The following is a 16,670-nucleotide window of genomic DNA, read 5'->3' on the forward strand; positions in this document are numbered from 1 at the left end:
CCGATCGGGGGCGCCGCATCCGCCGCCCCCTACCCCGCCATATCAATGCCGCTGAACTGTAAAAAACGTGCGGCGGCGTTTGACAAGGGCTGCGGCCAGATGCAATACACCTGGCGTCGCGGCCCGTCTTCAATCGGAATCGACACCAGCGTGCTTAGGCGTTGCGCGGTCGAGATCGGTACGATGCCCGCCGCCAATCCGCGCCGCACCAGATTCTCCAACCATTCGATATGATCGATTTCAAAACTGACGTGCCGGCGGATGCCCGCCGCCTGGAAGGCGCGATCGGTTTGGCGCCGCGCGCCGGTGCCGCTGTAGAAATCCACCAGCGGCACTTCCGCCAGCGCCTGCAGATTCACCCGCTCACGGTTGGCCAGCGGATGCTGCGGCGCCACCAACGCCACCAGCGGCTCATCGGTCAACTGCCGGTGCGACATCGGCAGCAAATCGACATCGCCGGGCCAGATGCCGACGAACGCCATATCGCACTTCTGCTGACGCACGTCCTCCAGCAGGGCTTCGCTCATGCCGACGTACAGGCGGATGTTCACCGCCGGATAGTGGCGATGAAACTTGTCGAGCTTTTCGGTCAGATCAATCGCGTTTATGGTTGAAATGGTGCCGATGGTCAAGGTGCCGGACACCGCATCCCCGGCGGCGGTCACCTCTTCCACCAGCGCCTGCTGCGCCGCCAGCAGCCGCTGCGCCGAGGGAATGAAAGCCTGGCCGGCGGGGGTCAATCGCACCCGACGCGAGGTGCGCTCAAACAGCGTACAGCCCAGTTCTTCTTCCAGTTTAGCGATCTGGTGGCTGAGCGCCGACTGCACCGTATGGCAGCGCTGCGCCGCCCGGGTGAAGCTCTGTTCCTCCGCCACCGCCAGCGCATAGCGGATCTGTTTCAGGTTCATGGCATCTATCTTGAAATGAGATAAATCAAATGAAAATTATACATTGGTTTCCGCAGACGCATTGCCGGATACTGCGCGCTATCTTCTTCCCGTGATGAAAAAATCATGAACCAACAAAACGTCCACCCGGGCCTCAGCCCGGCGCTGACCGTGCTGATCGCCATCGCTACCGGCCTGGCGGTCGCCAGCAACTATTACGCGCAGCCGCTGCTGGAAACCATCGCCACCGGCTTCAATCTGTCGGTCAACCAGGCCGGCTTTATCGTTACCGCCGCGCAGCTCGGTTACGCCACCGGCCTGCTGCTGCTGGTGCCGCTCGGCGATATGTTCGAGCGCCGCGGGCTGATCGTTTTCATGACGCTGCTGGCCGCCGGGGGCATGCTGATCACCGCCACCTCCGCCACGCTGCCGATGATGATCCTCGGCACCGCGCTCACCGGGCTGTTCTCGGTGGTGGCGCAGATCCTGGTGCCGCTGGCCGCCACGCTGGCTCACCCGGAAAAGCGCGGCAAGACCGTCGGCATCATCATGAGCGGCCTGCTGCTTGGCATCCTGCTGGCGCGCACCGTCGCGGGCGCACTGGCGTCGTTCGGCGGCTGGCGCACCATCTACTGGGTCGCCAGCGTGCTGATGATCCTGATGGCGCTGATCCTGTGGCGCGCGCTGCCGCGCTATAAGCAGCACTCCGGGCTGAACTACCCGCAGCTGCTGGCCTCGATCTTCAGCCTGTTCTGCCGCACGCCGCTGCTGCGCACCCGCGCCATCCTCGGCGCCCTGTCGTTCGCCAACTTCAGCGTGCTCTGGACCTCCATGGCCTTTCTGCTCGCCGCGCCGCCGTTCAACTACTCCGAGGGGGTGATCGGGCTGTTCGGCCTGGTGGGCGCCGCCGGGGCGCTGGCCGCTTCGCGCGCCGGGCATCTGGCGGACAAGGGCAAGGCCGGGCTGACCACCACCGTCGGCCTGGTGCTGCTGCTGCTGTCATGGATACCCATCGCGTTGGCTAAACAATCGCTGTGGGCGCTGATCGCCGGCATCCTGATCCTCGATCTGGCGGTGCAGGCAGTACACGTCACCAACCAGAGCGTGATGTACCGCATCATGCCGGACGCGCGCAACCGCCTGACCGCCGGCTACATGACCAGCTACTTTATCGGCGGCGCCCTCGGTTCACTGCTCTCCGCCTCGGCCTATCAGCATGCCGGCTGGTACGGCGTGGCCGCCGCCGGCGGGGTGTTATGCCTGCTCAACCTGCTGACCTGGTGGCTCGGCAAGCACCACGATCCGCAGGGGCCGGCGACAATCTGATTATCGTGCAAATAGTAACTTAAGAAATTTATTAGCGGTGCAGGGTATAAACATTACTTACTCTCTGGTAATGTTCTGGCCATAAACTATTGAAGTCCTATCTACCCTGCGACCCACAACCATGCAAAGCCAAGCTGCAGACAGCCTCAATCCGCCCGCCGTCAGCGCCACCTTCGCCAACGGCGTCGTCGACAGTTTGCCGATCGTCATCGGGTATGTCCCGGTGGCGTTCGCCTTCGGCCTCAGCGCCGTCAAACTGGGCTTTTCCCCGCTGGAAAGCATTTTCTTCTCCTGCATCATCTACGCCGGCGCCAGCCAGTTCGTGATCACCGCCCTGCTGAGCGCCGGAATGTCACTGTGGGTCTCCGCGTTGACGGTGATGGCGATGGACGTGCGCCACCTGCTGTACGGCCCGGCGCTGCGTCATCGCATCGTCTCGCGCATGTCGCCCGGCAAAACGGCGATGTGGGCCTTCGGCCTGACCGATGAAGTTTTCGCCGCCGCGACCGCCAGGCTGATGCGCAATAACCGCAGCTGGAGCGAAAACTGGATGCTGGGCATCGCGCTCTGTTCCTGGCTCTCCTGGGTGGCCGGCACCGCGCTCGGCGCGCTGTTCGGCAACGGCCCGCTGGAGCAGTTCCCGGTGATCGAAGCCTCGCTGGCCTTCATGCTGCCGGCGCTGTTTCTCAGCTTCCTGCTGGCCGCCTTCCGCCGCCCGCAGAGCCTGACTATCGCCGCCGCGCTGGCCGGCGCGCTGCTCGGCGTAGTGCTGTTCTCCATTCCGGTCGCCATTTTGGCCGGCATCGGCGCCGGCTGCATCGCCGCCCTGTTCCAGCCAGCCCCTGCGGAGGCCCCCCATGAACACTGATGTGCTGGCGATCGGTCTGGTGGTGGGCTGCGCCAATTACCTGTTCCGTTATCTGCCGCTGCGGCTGGCGCCGCCGCGCGCGCAGCCCGGCCTCAAACGCGGTAAAACCGCCCTGCTGCTCGACAGCATCGGCATCGCCTCGATCTGCGCCCTGCTGGTGGTCTCCAGCACGCCGGTGGTGATGCGCGAACCGGACAAGCTGCTGCCGACGTTGGTGGGGTTCGCCGCGCTGGCGCTGTGCTTCTACCGCAGCAAAAGCATCATTCTGTCGACGCTGCTCGGCGCGACGGCCTTTGGCGTCACATTAAAGCTGTTAATGCTTTTCGGTCCGGGCTGACGCCGCTCCGATCGTTTGGCTTCACTTTGGCGTTTTCAGGCGCCACATCTTTACAAACACTGACAAATGACACGAATTGCTAAATTATCCGCACGGCTGAACATTTACATTATTAGTCACCGTAGTTACTATCTCGAACGAAATTAATGAGGCCCTAAATTATGGAAAGCTCGTTTGCCCCCATAGAACAAATGCTGAATTTCCGCGCCACGCGGCAGAAAGATTTCCCTTATCAGGAAATCCTGCTGACCCGCCTGTGCATGCACATGCAAGGCAAGCTGCTGGAAAACCGCAATAAGATGCTCAAGGCGCAGGGGATTAACGAAACACTGTTTATGGCGCTGATTACCCTGGATGCGCAGGAGAGCCACAGCATCCAACCTTCTGAGCTAAGCTCTGCCTTGGGCTCCTCGCGCACCAATGCGACCCGCATCGCCGATGAGCTGGAGAAACGCGGCTGGATCGAGCGCCGGGAAAGCGACAACGATCGCCGCTGCCTGCATCTGCATCTGACACCGCAGGGGGAAGAGTTTCTCAGTCAACTGCTGCCGCCGCAGCACCAATGTCTGCATTTCCTGTGGTCCACGTTGACCGACGATGAGCAAAAACAGCTGGAACAGCTGACGCGCAAATTGCTGGCACGTCTGGATCAAATGGAAATCACAGAACAGTTACCCTAATTCACAATTTCTGTTCAGGTACCTATTATGCGATCCCCATTTAACTGGAGATTCACCCCGCTGTTCGCCGTGTTGCTGCTGGCCGGGTGTGCTTCGACCGATAATATTGCCCCGCAATCCACGCTGATGGATCCGCAGAGCCTGCAGTTGGCTCAGCCGAAAGTCAGTTCGCTGGCCGTCAGCCCGCAGTGGTGGCGCGCCCTCAAGGATCCGCAGTTGGATACCCTGATGACGCAAACGCTGCAAAGCTCGCCGACCCTGCGGCAGGCCGCCGCCCGCGTGCGCGAAGCGCAAAGCGTGGTGGGCGAAGCCAGCGCCGCCAACGGGCCGAACCTGGATCTGAACGCCAGCACCCAGCGCCAGCGCGTGCCGCAAAACGTCAATATGGGGTTGGGGTATCCGCATAAGCCAATCTATTCAAGCTCCAACTCGCTGGGGTTAAACCTGGCGTACGAGTTCGACTGGTGGGGCAAATACCGCAACCAGGTGAACGCCGCCAAAGCGCAGGTCAACGCCGCGCGCGCCGAGCAGGAACAGGCGGCGCTGACGCTGACCAGCTCGGTGGCGTCCGCCTACTATCAGCTGCAGAGCAATCTGGCGCTCGAGAAGCTGCTGCAGCAGGAAGTGAACAACAATGAGCGCCTGACCGCGCTGCGCCAACAGCGCTATCAGGCCGGCCTGACCGGCGTCGACGTGCCGCAACAAACCCAGGCGCAGTCCGACGTCGCCAAGCAGCAGATCCTGCAGCTGCAGTCGCAGATCGAGCAGCTCCGGCACCAACTCGCCGCGCTGGCGGGCCAGGGGCCGAACGCCATGCAGCACCTGCGTCAGGTGCCGTTGCCTGCAGACAACCTGATGGCGCCGCAAGGCGAGCTGACGGCGGATCTGCTGGGCAAACGCCCGGACATCGCCGCGCAACGCCAGCTGGTGGAGTCTTACAGCCAGCGCGTCAGCGCCGCACGTAAAGAGTTTTACCCCAGCCTGACCATTTCAGCCTTCGCCGGCCTGATGACCACCAATACCAGTGGCACCAGCCCGAATCTGTTTGAAGCGGCCAGCCAGGCCTGGAACGTGATGCCGGCGATTTCGCTGCCGATCTTCCACGCCGGGGCGCTGCGCAGCAAGCTGGGCGAGGAATCCGCGCTGTATGACGAAGCGGTGGAATCCTACAACCAAACCATCCTGAATGCGGTACAGGAAACCGCCGACGCCATCACCATCCAGCAGAGTTCTGCGCAACAGCAGCTGCAGGCGGCGTCCGCGGCCCAGTCGATGCAACAGGTGTATCAGGTCGCCAACGCCCGTTACCAGGCAGGGATTATCGGGCGCGACGATCTGTTGACCAGCCAGACGCAGCTATTGCAGCAGCAACAGGCGGAGTTGAATGCCAGCAGCAACTTACTGCAGGCGAAGATAGGACTGATCCGTGCGCTGGGCGGTGGCTATCAGGCCCCGGCCGCAGCGGATTCGAAAGCATAATAATATAAGGCTTGGAGAACACCATGAGCGCAAGCGCGGAAATCCAAAACCCGCAGCAGCCGAGCGGCAAAAAGAAGCAGCGTAAATTTTGGCTGCTGTTGCTGACGGTTATTTTCATTGTTATAGGGGTGGCTTACTTAGTGTATTGGTTCCTGGTGCTGCGTCATCACCAGGAAACCGACGACGCCTACGTCTCCGGCAACCAGGTGCAGATCATGGCCCAGGTGTCCGGCAGCGTGAACAGCGTCAATTTCGACAACACCGACTACGTCAAGCAGGGCGACGTGCTGCTGACGCTCGATCCGACCGATGCCGAGCAGGCGTTTGAACGCGCCAAGACCGGCCTGGCCAACAGCGTGCGCCAGACCCACCAGCTGATCATCAACAGCAAGCAGTATCAGGCCAACATCGCCCTGCGCAAGACCGATCTGAGCAAGGCCGAGAACGATCTGAAGCGCCGCGTGGTGCTGGGCAGCGTTGACGCCATCGGCCGCGAAGAGCTGCAACACGCTCGCGATGCGGTCGACAGCGCCAAGGCCGCGCTGGAAGTGGCGGTGCAGCAATACAACGCCAACCAGGCGATGGTGCTGAATACCCCGCTGGAACAGCAGCCGGCGATCCAACAGGCCGCCGCGCAAATGCGCGACGCCTGGCTGGCGCTGCAGCGTACCAAAGTGATCAGCCCCATTACCGGTTATGTCTCGCGCCGCAGCGTGCAGGTCGGCGCGCAAATCGCCGCCGGTTCGCCGCTGATGGCGGTGGTGCCTGCCGATCACATTTGGGTTGACGCCAACTTCAAGGAAACCCAGATCGCCAACATGCGTATCGGCCAGCCGGCGACGGTGGTCAGCGACGTCTACGGCGACGATGTGGTGTATCAGGGCAAAGTGGCCGGTATCGACATGGGCACCGGTAGCGCCTTCTCGCTGCTGCCGGCGCAAAACGCCACCGGCAACTGGATCAAGGTAGTGCAACGTCTGCCGGTGCGTATTGAGCTCGACGCCAAGCAGGTGGCCGATCATCCGCTGCGCATCGGTCTTTCTACGCTGGTGACCGTCGACACCGCCAACCTGGACGGCCGCGTGCTGGCCGACGTGGTGCGCGACAAACCGCTGTACCAGAGCGACGCGCTGGCGTTGAATCTGGCGCCGGTTAACCAGCTGATCGCCGACGTGATCCATGCAAACGCCGGCTAAGCGCGCGGGAGGCCATCTTGCCACAGAAACCGCTTGAAGGCGCCCAGCTCGCCTGGATGACGGTCGCGCTCGCCATGGCGACCTTCATGCAGGTGCTGGACTCCACCATCGCCAACGTGGCGATCCCCACCATTGCCGGTAACCTCGGGTCTTCCAACTCGCAGGGCACCTGGGTGATCACCTCGTTCGGCGTGGCGAACGCCATCTCGATCCCGATCACCGGCTGGCTGGCGAAGCGCATCGGCGAAGTGCGGCTGTTCCTCTGGTCCACCGCGCTGTTCGTCCTCGCCTCCTGGCTGTGCGGCATCTCCAACAGCCTCGGCATGCTGATCTTCTTCCGCGTGATCCAGGGCGTGGTGGCCGGGCCGCTGATCCCGCTGTCGCAGAGCCTGTTGCTGAACAACTACCCGCCCGCCAAGCGGGCGATGGCCCTGGCGCTTTGGTCGATGACCGTTATCGTCGCGCCGATCTTCGGGCCGATCCTCGGCGGTTACATCAGCGACAACTATCATTGGGGTTGGATCTTCTTCATCAACATCCCGATCGGCGCCTTCGTGATCGTGGCGGCGATGGCGACGCTGAAGGGGCGAGAAACCAAAACCGAGATCAAACCGATCGACACCGTCGGCCTGGTGCTGCTGATCGTCGGCATCGGTTCGCTGCAGGTGATGCTCGATCAGGGCAAGGAGCTGGACTGGTTCAACTCGACCGAGATCATCACCCTCACCGTCGTAGCGGTGGTGGCGCTGCTGTTCCTGGTGGTGTGGGAGCTGACGGATGACCATCCGGTGGTGGATCTGTCGCTGTTCAAGTCGCGCAACTTCACCATCGGCTGCCTGTGCATCAGCCTGGCCTACATGCTGTACTTCGGCGCCATCGTGCTGTTGCCGCAGCTGCTGCAAGAGGTGTACGGCTATACCGCCACCTGGGCCGGGCTGGCGTCGGCGCCGGTCGGGCTGATCCCGGTGCTGCTGTCGCCGATCATCGGCAAGTTCGGCAACCGGCTCGATATGCGCCGGCTGGTCACCTTCAGCTTCATCATGTATGCCGTGTGCTTCTACTGGCGCGCCTATACGTTTGAACCGGGCATGGACTTCGGCGCGTCCGCCTGGCCGCAGTTCGTTCAGGGCTTCGCCATCGCCTGCTTCTTCATGCCGTTGACCACCATCACGCTGTCCGGCCTGCCGCCGGAACGCATGGCGGCGGCGTCGAGCCTGTCGAACTTCACGCGGACGCTGGCGGGTTCGATCGGCACCTCGATCACCACCACCCTGTGGACGCAGCGCGAATCGCAGCACCATTCGCAGCTGACGGAGTTCGTCAACCCGTACAACCCACAGTCGCAGGAGATGTACCGGCAGTTGGAGCAGCTCGGCATGAGCAAGCAGCAGGCGTCGGCCTATATCGCCAACGAGATCACCGCGCAAGGCCTGATCATCTCCGCCAACGAGATCTTCTGGCTGTCGGCCGGGGTATTCCTGGTGCTGCTGGCGCTGGTGTGGGTGGCGAAACCGCCGTTCAGCTCCGGCGGCGGTGGGGGCGGCGGCGCTCACTAAGCTTCAATAACGAAACGGGCGCCCTGGGGCGCCCGTTTTTTATCCGACGTAGAAAAGATTACGCCTGATTCTGACGCCACCAGTCCGCCAGCAGAATGCCGGTCGCCACGGAAACGTTCAGGCTTTCCACCTTGCCGGTGCCGCCGATCGAGACGTTCATGTCGCCCTGCTGCCAGGCGCTGTCGCTCAGACCGTCACGTTCCTGGCCCAGCACCAGCACCATCTTGGCCGGCAGCTTGGCCTGCGCCAGCGCGGTGCCTTTATGGCTGGAGGTGGTAACGATGGTGTAACCCGCCTTGCGGAAGGTATCCAGCACCGACAGGAAATCGTCGGCGTTGATCGCCTTGATATGCTCAGCGCCGCCTTCTGCGGTACGCACCGCCGCGCCGGACTCCAGCAGCGCCGGATCCTGCAGCAGCACGCCGTTGACGCCGAAGTGGGCGCACGAACGGACGATGGCGCCCAGGTTATGCGGGTTGCCCACTTCTTCCAGCGCCAGCACGCAGTCGGTCGCCGGGGCGCTTTTCAGGTAGGTCTGCGCGTCCAGTCCCTGACGTTTTTTGATCAGGAAGCACACGCCGCCGTGGTGCTCGGTGCCGGAAGCCTTGGCCAGCTCTTCCTCATCCACCACGTGGTAAGCCTTGCGGTTGGCCGCCATCCAGCGCAGCGCTTCGCGGAAGCGCGGGGTGACCGACTGCACGAACCAGGCGCGCACGATCGCTTCCGGGCGGCTGGCGAACAGCGCCTGACAGGCGTTTTCACCGTAAACGCGGGTTTCTTCCGCACGCTGGCGGCGCAACTGCTCAGGATCGATAAAGCTTTTGCCGCTGATGCCGCCGTGATCGAACGCCGGCTCTTCATTCGGCGCGCGCGAGACGGTTCTCCACGGCGACTCGTTGCCACCGCGATCTTCAGAGCGCGCCGGACGGCGAGGACGATCGCTTTCACTGCGGCGGGAGTCGGCGCCGCGGCGATCGTTGCCGCCGCGCGCCTTGTCTTGACCGGTGCGGCCGGAGCGCGCACCGTCAGCCGGACGGCCTTTGCCGGCCGGACGTTTATTCTTGTTGCGGTCGTCGCCGTTGTCGTCGTCACTGCGGACGTACATCACTTTGACTTTACCGTTCTTGCCACTAAATGAATCGTTCATTGTCTTCTCCACCAACGCGCAGGGCGCGAAGATTACCTGATGTTGGTGCACGAAGCCACCAACTTGCGCTAAAAGCTCCCAACTATCACATCCATTGAACAAACCTCATTGTTCATGCGCCGGGTTTTGCCGATAATTGTCAGCATTAAAGAAACATCTCCGCAACCGCGTTGCGGGGACCATGCTTTCTCTGTACCCGAGGTCAACATGAATACAGTTTGTGCAGCTTGCAATGCCACCAACCGCGTGCCGGAAGAGCGTCTGGCGGACAACGCGAAATGCGGCCGCTGCGGCCATGAGCTCTTCGACGGTGAAGTGATCAACGCCACCGCCGCCACGCTGGACCAGTTGCTGCAGGACGATCTGCCGGTCGTGGTCGATTTCTGGGCGCCGTGGTGCGGCCCGTGCCGCAGCTTTGCGCCGATCTTTGAAGACGTGGCCGAAGAGCGCGCCGGCAAAGTGCGCTTCGTGAAAGTGAACACCGAAGCCGAGCCGGAGCTGAGCGCCCGTTTCCGCATCCGCAGCATCCCGACCATCATGGTGTTCCGTCAGGGCAAAATGGTCGATATGCTCAACGGCGCGATGCCGAAAGCGCCGTTTGACAACTGGCTCAACGAGTTAGTGTGATTCGGCAAGTATAGGCCGTATCCCGCCATCGCGCGCGAACGTGCCGCGATCGAGCCCGCCCCTCCCGGCGGGCTTTTTTCTGCGTTACAATGGCGGTTTTTCCCCAGGATCGTTATGACCGACAACGCCGTACTTCGCCTGCGCCAATTCCGTTTAGACCGCGCCACCCGCCCTTTTCTGGCGCGCGGTTGCCGGGTGGCGCGTTGTCAGGGTTGCCTGCTACCGCATAAAAACTGCCTGTGCGACACCATTCGCCCGCAGCAGGCCGGCAGCCGTTTCTGCCTGATCATGTTCGGCGCCGAGCCGCTCAAGCCCAGCAACACCGGCCGCCTGATCGCCGATATCCTGCCGGACACCCAGGCGTTTCTCTGGTCACGCACCGAGATCGATCCGACCCTGCTGGCGGCCATCAACGATCCGGCGCGGCAGCCTTATGTGGTGTTCCCCGCTTCCTACGCCGACGCCGAACGGCCGGTGTTCAGCGAGCTGCCCGCCGGCGGCAAACCGCCGCTGTTCATCATGCTGGACGGCACCTGGGCGGAAGCGCGCAAAATGTTCCGTAAAAGCCCGTACCTCAATCAATTCCCGGTGTTTTCCCTCAACGTCGACGCGGCATCGAACTACCAGCTGCGCGAAGCCAGCCGCGCCGAGCAACACTGCACGGCGGAAGTGGCCGCCGCCCTGCTGCAACAGGCGGGCGATCTGCCGGCCGCCGACGGTTTGAATCAGCATTTCCGCTATTTCCGTCAACAGTATCTGGCGGGAAAACCGACCCGGCCGGAGGCACCGGTCACAGCAATGTAGCCAGAAAGCGCCTAAAATCAGGCGTAACGTTGCCAAAAGGAGCCGTGCATGAGCCAGCGAGGGTTAGAAGCGCTACTACGTCCCAAATCGATCGCCGTGCTGGGCGCTTCGCAGCAGCCCGGCCGCGCCGGCAACCTGATGATGAGCAACCTGCTGGCCGGCGGATTCGGCGGGCCCATCTTGCCGGTCACGCCGCGCTACAAGGCGGTATGCGGCGTGATGGCCTACCCCGACGTCGCCAGCCTGCCGCTGACGCCGGATCTGGCGATCATCTGCACCCACGCCAAACGCAATCTGGCGCTGATTGAAGCGCTGGGCCAACGCGGCTGCAAAACCGCCATTGTGCTCTCTTCGCCGCCGGAACAGTTCGCCGAGCTGAAGGCCTGCGCGCAGCGCTATGTCATGCGGCTGTTGGGCCCCAACAGTCTGGGGCTGCTGGCGCCGTGGCAGGGCATCAACGCCAGCTTCTCGCCGGTGCCGATCCAAAAGGGCAAGCTGGCGTTTATCTCGCAGTCCGCCGCCGTGGCCAACACCATTCTCGACTGGGCGCAGCAGCGCGAAGTCGGTTTCTCCTACTTCATCGCGCTGGGCGACAGCCTGGATATCGACGTCGACGACCTGCTCGACTTTTTGGCGCGCGACAGCAAGACCAGCGCCATCCTGCTGTATCTGGAAAACATCAGCGACGCGCGGCGCTTTCTCTCCGCCTCGCGCAGCGCCTCACGCAACAAGCCCATTCTGGTGATCAAAAGCGGCCGCAGCCAACAGGCGCAGCTGCTGCTCAACAGCCAGCTGGGGCTGGACGCCGCCTACGACGCCGCCATCCAGCGCGCCGGCCTGCTGCGCGTGCAGGATACCCACGAGCTGTTCTCGGCGGTGGAAACCCTCAGCCATATGCATCCGCTGCGCGGCGAGCGGCTGATGATCGTCAGCAACGGGGCGGCGCCGGCGGCGATGGCGCTGGACGAACTGCTCGGACGCAACGGCAAGCTGGCCACGCTGAGCGATGAGAGCCTGGCAAAATTGAGCGACGCGCTGCCGGATTTCATCCGCGCCGGCAATCCGCTCGACCTGCGAGATGACGCCACGCCGCAGCGCTTCCTGGCGGCAATCGAAGCGCTGCTCGACAGCCACGACTATGACGCGCTGCTGTTGATCCACGCGCCGAGCGCGGCGGCGCCGGGCACCGCCACGGCGGAACGGCTGATCGACGCGCTGCATCGCCATGCGCGCGGCAAGCGCATCACGTTGCTGACCAACTGGTGCGGCGAATACTCTTCTCAAGAGGCGCGCCGGCTGTTTACCGAGGCCGCCATTCCCACCTACCGCACCCCGGAAGGCGCGGTGACCGCCTTTATGCATATGGTGGAATACCGCCGCAATCAGAAGCAGCTGAAAGAGACGCCGGCGCTGCCGATCGGCCTCACCGCCAACACCGCCGACGCCCACCGCCTTATCCATCAGGCGCTGGCCGAAGGCGCCACCCAGCTGGATACCCACGAGGTGCAATCCATTCTGCAGGCCTATGACCTGAGCACCCTGCCGACCTGGATCGCCGAAGACAGCGCCGAAGCGGTACACATCGCCGAACAGATCGGCTACCCGGTGGCGCTGAAGCTGCGTTCGCCGGATATCCCGCATAAATCGGAAGTTCAGGGCGTCATGCTCTACCTGCGCACCGCGACCGAAGTGCAGCGCGCGGCGGAGGCGATCCTCGACCGCGTGAAGCGCACCTACCCTCAGGCGCGCATTCACGGCCTGCTGGTGCAGAGCATGGCCAACCGCGCCGGTGCCCAGGAGCTGCGCATCGCGGTGGAGCAGGATGCGATTTTCGGCCCGCTGATCATGCTGGGCGAAGGCGGCGTGGAATGGCGACAGGAAAATCAGGTGGCGGTCGCGCTGCCGCCGCTGAACATGGCGCTGGCGCGTTATCTGGTGCTGCAGGCGGTGAAAGGCGGCAAGATCCGCGGCCGCAGCGCGCTGCGGCCTTTGGATATCCCCGGGCTGAGCCGCCTGCTGGTGCAGGTCTCCAACCTGATCCTCGACTGCCCGGAGATCGCCCGGCTGGATATTCACCCGGTGCTGGCCTCCGGCAGCGAATTCACCCTGCTGGACGTTTCGATGCAGCTCGCGCCGTTCAGCGGCGATCCGCAGGCGCGGCTGGCGATTCGCCCTTATCCGCATGAGCTGGAAGAAACCATCGCGTTGAAAGACGGCAGCCAATGCCTGTTCCGCCCGATCCTGCCGGAAGACGAGCCGGCGCTGAAGCATTTCATTGACCGGGTGACCAAGGAAGACCTCTATTATCGCTACTTCAGCGAGATCAACGAGTTTACCCATGACGATTTGGCCAACATGACGCAGATCGACTACGATCGAGAAATGGCCTTTGTGGCGGTGCGCGCAGACGAGATCATCGGCGTGACTCGCGCGCTGTCCGATCCGGACAACACCGACGCCGAATTCGCCGTGCTGGTGCGTTCCGACCTGAAAGGCCTGGGCCTGGGCCGCCAGCTGCTGGAGAAAATGATCGCCTATGCGCGCGCCCATGGCCTGACCCGTCTGAGCGGCATCACCATGCCGAATAACCGCGGCATGATCGCGTTGGCGCAGCGGCTGGGCTTTGGCATCGAGGTGCAGCTTGAGGACGGCATCGTCAATCTGACGCTGCCGCTGCAGGCCGCCGACGCGCAGTGACCTGCGTCGCAATGCGCTACGAATCCACCACTTAACGCCAAAACATACGCACAATCGAGGCAACTAATGGTATTATCGCCCGATTATTCGGTTTAATGTTTTTATGCCTGTGGCGTTCCGGCCATCAATCATGAGAGAAGAAACGCACTGTGATGTTGTCAAAATTTAAACGTAGCAAACATCAACAACACCTTGCACAACTGCCCAAACTCCCCCAGACGGTTGCTGATGTTCGTACGTTGTACGCGCCGTCCGATTTTCGCACCACGCTGCTGGACGCCATCGCCAACGCTACCCAACGCATCTATCTGGTGGCCCTGTATCTGGAGCATGACGACGCAGGGCGCGAGATCCTCAACGCGCTGTATCAAGCCAAGCAGCGGCGGCCCGAGCTGGAAATCTGCGTGCTGGTCGACTGGCACCGCGCACAGCGCGGCCGCATCGGCGCCGCCGCCGCCAATACCAACGCCGACTGGTACTGTGCCATGGCCGGCCAACATCCCGAGCAGTCGGTGCCTATCTACGGCGTGCCGGTCAATACCCGCGAAGCGTTGGGCGTACTGCACCTGAAGGGCTTTGTGGTCGACGATACCGTGATCTACAGTGGCGCCAGCATCAACGACGTTTATCTGCATCAGCATGAGAAATACCGTTACGATCGCTACCAGCTGATCACCAACGAGGTGTTGGCCGATACCCTGATCGATTACATCAAGCAGCATCTGCTCACCGCCGGCGCCGTACAGCGCCTCGATCGCAGCGATCGGCCGAAAAGCCCGGAGATCAAAAACGAGACCCGCCTGTTCCGTTTCGCCCTTCGCCGCGCCGGCTATCACTTCCGCGGCAAGGCCGGCAACGATGAGTTGGCGGTGACGCCGCTGGTTGGGCTTGGCAAGCAAAGCGTGCTGAATAAAACCATTCATCACCTGATGTCGTGCGCCGACCAGAAACTGACGCTATGCACCCCTTATTTCAACCTGCCGGCGCTGCTGGTGCGCAATATCATTTATCTGCTGCGCCAGGGCAAACAGGTGGAGATCATCGTCGGCGACAAGACCGCCAACGACTTCTATATTCCGGAAGACCAGCCGTTCAAAATCATCGGCGCGCTGCCCTACCTGTACGAGATCAACCTGCGCCGTTTTCTGAGCCGCTTGCAGCGCTATATCGACACCGGGCAGCTGATCGTGCGTCTGTGGAAGGATGGCGATAACAGCTATCATCTGAAAGGCATGTGGGTTGACGAAGAGTGGCAGCTGATTACCGGCAATAATCTCAACCCGCGCGCCTGGCGGTTGGATCTGGAAAACGCCATTCTGATCCACGATCCCAAGCAGGAAATGCGCGAGCAGCGGCAAACAGAACTGGAGTGCATCCGCACTCACACCACCGTGGTCGGCCATTATCAGGAACTGCAAAGCATTCAGCAGTACCCGATCAAGGTGCGCAAGCTGATTCGCCGTCTGCGGCGTATCCGCATCGATCGGTTGATTAGCCGTATCCTGTAAGATCTACTCTGACCCCGGCCAAGGCCGGGGTTTTTATTACAGCTGTATTTCCTTGCCTTTACGATGCAGCCGGAGCGAGACCAGCAACGCCAGCAGGCACATGCCGGAAACATACCAGAAGAAGGCATTTTCCACGCCGAACGATTTAAGCGACAGCGCGACATATTCCGCCGAACCGCCGAACAGGGCATTCGCTACCGCATAAGACAAGCCTACCCCTAACGCACGCACCTCCGGCGGGAACATCTCGGCTTTAAGCAGCCCGCTGATCGAGGTGTAAAAGCTGACAACGAACAGCGCCAGTACGATCAGGCCGAACGCCATAAAGGGGTTGCTCACCCCTTTCAGGGCGAACAGGATCGGCACCGTCAACAGGGTGGCCAATGCCGAGAAGATCAGCATCGAGCTGCGACGGCCGATTTTGTCCGAGAACGCGCCTGCCGCCGGCTGCAGCAGCATGAAGACGAACAGCGCGGCGGTCATGATGCCGCTGGCCAGCTTGGCGTCCATACCGGCGGTGTTCACCAGATATTTCTGCATATAGGTGGTAAAAGTGTAAAAGGTCAGTGAACCGGCGGCGGTAAAGCCCAACACCATCACAAACGCCTTGCGGTTTTTCCATAGCCCCGTCAGCGAACCGGCATCTTGGTGGTTACGTGTTTTCGCATCGGAGGTTTCATTCAGCGAGCGGCGCAGGTACAGCGCCACCACCGCCAACAGCGCACCGAGCGCAAACGGGATACGCCAGCCCCACGCCTTCAGCTCTTCACCGGACAATATTTGCTGCAGGATCACCAATACCAGCAGCGCCAGCAGTTGCCCGCCGATCAGCGTAACATACTGGAACGACGCGTAGAAGCCGCGCCGCCCCTTGATTGCCACCTCGCTCATGTAGGTGGCGCTGGTGCCGTACTCGCCGCCCACAGACAGCCCCTGGAACAATCGCGCGATCAGCAGCAGCGCCGGCGCCCAGCTGCCGATCGACTCATACGTCGGCAGGCAGGCGATCACCAACGATCCGGCGCACATCATGCAGACCGAAAGCAGCATCGAGTTTTTCCGGCCGTGTTTGTCGGCGATGTAGCCGAACAGCCAGCCGCCGATAGGTCGCATAAAGAAGCCGGCGGCGAACACCCCGGCGGTTTGCAGCAGCTGTGTGGTGCTGTTGCCCGCCGGAAAAAATGAGGCAGCAAAATAGATTGAGCAGAAGGAGTAAACGTAAAAATCAAACCACTCCACCAGATTGCCTGATGAAGCCCCGACGATGGCAAAAATGCGTTTTTTGTTATCCAGCGCCCCCTGTTCGACGCCGCGTTCATCCTCAAGAACCGAGGTTGTTTCTGTCATGGTATTTTCTCCGAGCCATAGCAATGATGAAATTCGGCGTCCTGCCGCTCTAGTTGTTACTTTATTGTTATTTATAAGTTAACAGCCAAACTTAATAGCGGACGAAGAATATCTGGCGTTTGAAAGGACAATGCGCGGAATTTGTGATGAATATTAAACCGCACGCTGAAAGCTGAAGCGGATTGCAACGGGGATTTTCCGTTTTACGCAT

Annotated in this window: 14 protein-coding genes; 11 read left to right on the forward strand and 3 right to left on the reverse strand. The window is 61.8% G+C overall.

Going from position 1 to position 16,670, the window contains the following annotated elements; translation table 11 throughout:
- Positions 1 to 29: 29 nt before the first annotated feature.
- Positions 30 to 908, reverse strand: coding sequence for a LysR family transcriptional regulator (locus SSARUM_RS18585; protein WP_033649770.1), 879 nt, complete (start codon positions 906 to 908; stop codon positions 30 to 32).
- A gap of 105 nt (positions 909 to 1,013) precedes the next feature.
- On the opposite strand from SSARUM_RS18585, the gene SSARUM_RS18590 reads away from it, so the two are divergent.
- The 7 genes from SSARUM_RS18590 (at position 1,014) to emrB (ending at position 8,329) form a co-directional block, all read left to right on the forward strand.
- A complete protein-coding gene (locus SSARUM_RS18590; RefSeq protein ID WP_033635700.1) occupies positions 1,014 to 2,213 on the forward strand; it encodes an MFS transporter in 1,200 nt (399 codons plus the stop codon).
- Positions 2,214 to 2,334: 121 nt separating this feature from the next.
- Positions 2,335 to 3,081 carry an AzlC family ABC transporter permease gene (locus SSARUM_RS18595; RefSeq protein WP_043147848.1) on the forward strand — a complete coding sequence of 249 codons (747 nt, stop codon included), beginning with the start codon at positions 2,335 to 2,337 and terminating at the stop codon, positions 3,079 to 3,081.
- On the forward strand, positions 3,071 to 3,418 hold the full coding sequence (gene ygaH, locus SSARUM_RS18600; RefSeq protein WP_043147849.1) for an L-valine transporter subunit YgaH: 348 nt from the start codon (positions 3,071 to 3,073) through the stop codon (positions 3,416 to 3,418). The genes SSARUM_RS18595 and ygaH overlap by 11 nt, the downstream gene beginning before the upstream one ends.
- A 161-nt stretch (positions 3,419 to 3,579) precedes the next feature.
- Entirely contained in the window at positions 3,580 to 4,098 is a 519-nt protein-coding gene (mprA, locus tag SSARUM_RS18605) for a transcriptional repressor MprA (protein WP_004928879.1), read from the forward strand.
- Positions 4,099 to 4,125: 27 nt separating this feature from the next.
- Positions 4,126 to 5,577 (forward strand): efflux transporter outer membrane subunit, encoded by a 1,452-nt coding sequence (locus SSARUM_RS18610; RefSeq protein ID WP_033635706.1) that lies wholly within the window; start codon positions 4,126 to 4,128, stop codon positions 5,575 to 5,577.
- 23 nt (positions 5,578 to 5,600) lie between these two features.
- Positions 5,601 to 6,773 carry a multidrug efflux MFS transporter periplasmic adaptor subunit EmrA gene (emrA, locus tag SSARUM_RS18615; RefSeq protein WP_033649764.1) on the forward strand — a complete coding sequence of 391 codons (1,173 nt, stop codon included), beginning with the start codon at positions 5,601 to 5,603 and terminating at the stop codon, positions 6,771 to 6,773.
- 17 nt (positions 6,774 to 6,790) lie between these two features.
- The gene (gene emrB / locus SSARUM_RS18620; protein WP_033635708.1) at positions 6,791 to 8,329 is read left to right on the forward strand and encodes a multidrug efflux MFS transporter permease subunit EmrB; all 1,539 of its coding nucleotides are present in this window, start codon (positions 6,791 to 6,793) and stop codon (positions 8,327 to 8,329) included.
- Positions 8,330 to 8,387: 58 nt separating this feature from the next.
- Here emrB and SSARUM_RS18625 read toward each other — a convergent pair whose 3' ends face one another.
- Entirely contained in the window at positions 8,388 to 9,476 is a 1,089-nt protein-coding gene (locus SSARUM_RS18625; RefSeq protein ID WP_015378876.1) for a tRNA/rRNA methyltransferase, read from the reverse strand.
- A 207-nt stretch (positions 9,477 to 9,683) separates the two neighbouring features.
- Between SSARUM_RS18625 and trxC the strand changes: the two genes are divergently transcribed.
- The 4 genes from trxC to pssA all read left to right on the forward strand — a co-directional run bounded on the left by trxC (position 9,684) and on the right by pssA (position 15,112).
- Positions 9,684 to 10,103, forward strand: a complete 420-nt coding sequence (gene trxC, locus SSARUM_RS18630; protein WP_004928868.1) for a thioredoxin TrxC — start codon at positions 9,684 to 9,686, stop codon at positions 10,101 to 10,103.
- Between the two features lie 114 nt (positions 10,104 to 10,217).
- Positions 10,218 to 10,907: a tRNA-uridine aminocarboxypropyltransferase gene (locus SSARUM_RS18635; RefSeq protein ID WP_048321888.1), complete on the forward strand. Its 690-nt coding sequence runs from the start codon at positions 10,218 to 10,220 to the stop codon at positions 10,905 to 10,907.
- Positions 10,908 to 10,955: 48 nt separating this feature from the next.
- Positions 10,956 to 13,604: a bifunctional acetate--CoA ligase family protein/GNAT family N-acetyltransferase gene (locus SSARUM_RS18640; protein WP_033649760.1), complete on the forward strand. Its 2,649-nt coding sequence runs from the start codon at positions 10,956 to 10,958 to the stop codon at positions 13,602 to 13,604.
- 152 nt (positions 13,605 to 13,756) lie between these two features.
- Positions 13,757 to 15,112, forward strand: coding sequence for a CDP-diacylglycerol--serine O-phosphatidyltransferase (gene pssA / locus SSARUM_RS18645; RefSeq protein ID WP_033649759.1), 1,356 nt, complete (start codon positions 13,757 to 13,759; stop codon positions 15,110 to 15,112).
- Between the two features lie 36 nt (positions 15,113 to 15,148).
- Here the strand turns inward: pssA and SSARUM_RS18650 are convergent, their stop codons facing one another.
- Positions 15,149 to 16,459, reverse strand: coding sequence for an MFS family transporter (locus SSARUM_RS18650; RefSeq protein WP_033649758.1), 1,311 nt, complete (start codon positions 16,457 to 16,459; stop codon positions 15,149 to 15,151).
- Between the last annotated feature and the right edge of the window lie 211 nt (positions 16,460 to 16,670).

Source organism: Serratia sarumanii (assembly GCF_029962605.1).
In the GTDB taxonomy this organism is placed as follows: domain Bacteria; phylum Pseudomonadota; class Gammaproteobacteria; order Enterobacterales; family Enterobacteriaceae; genus Serratia; species Serratia sarumanii.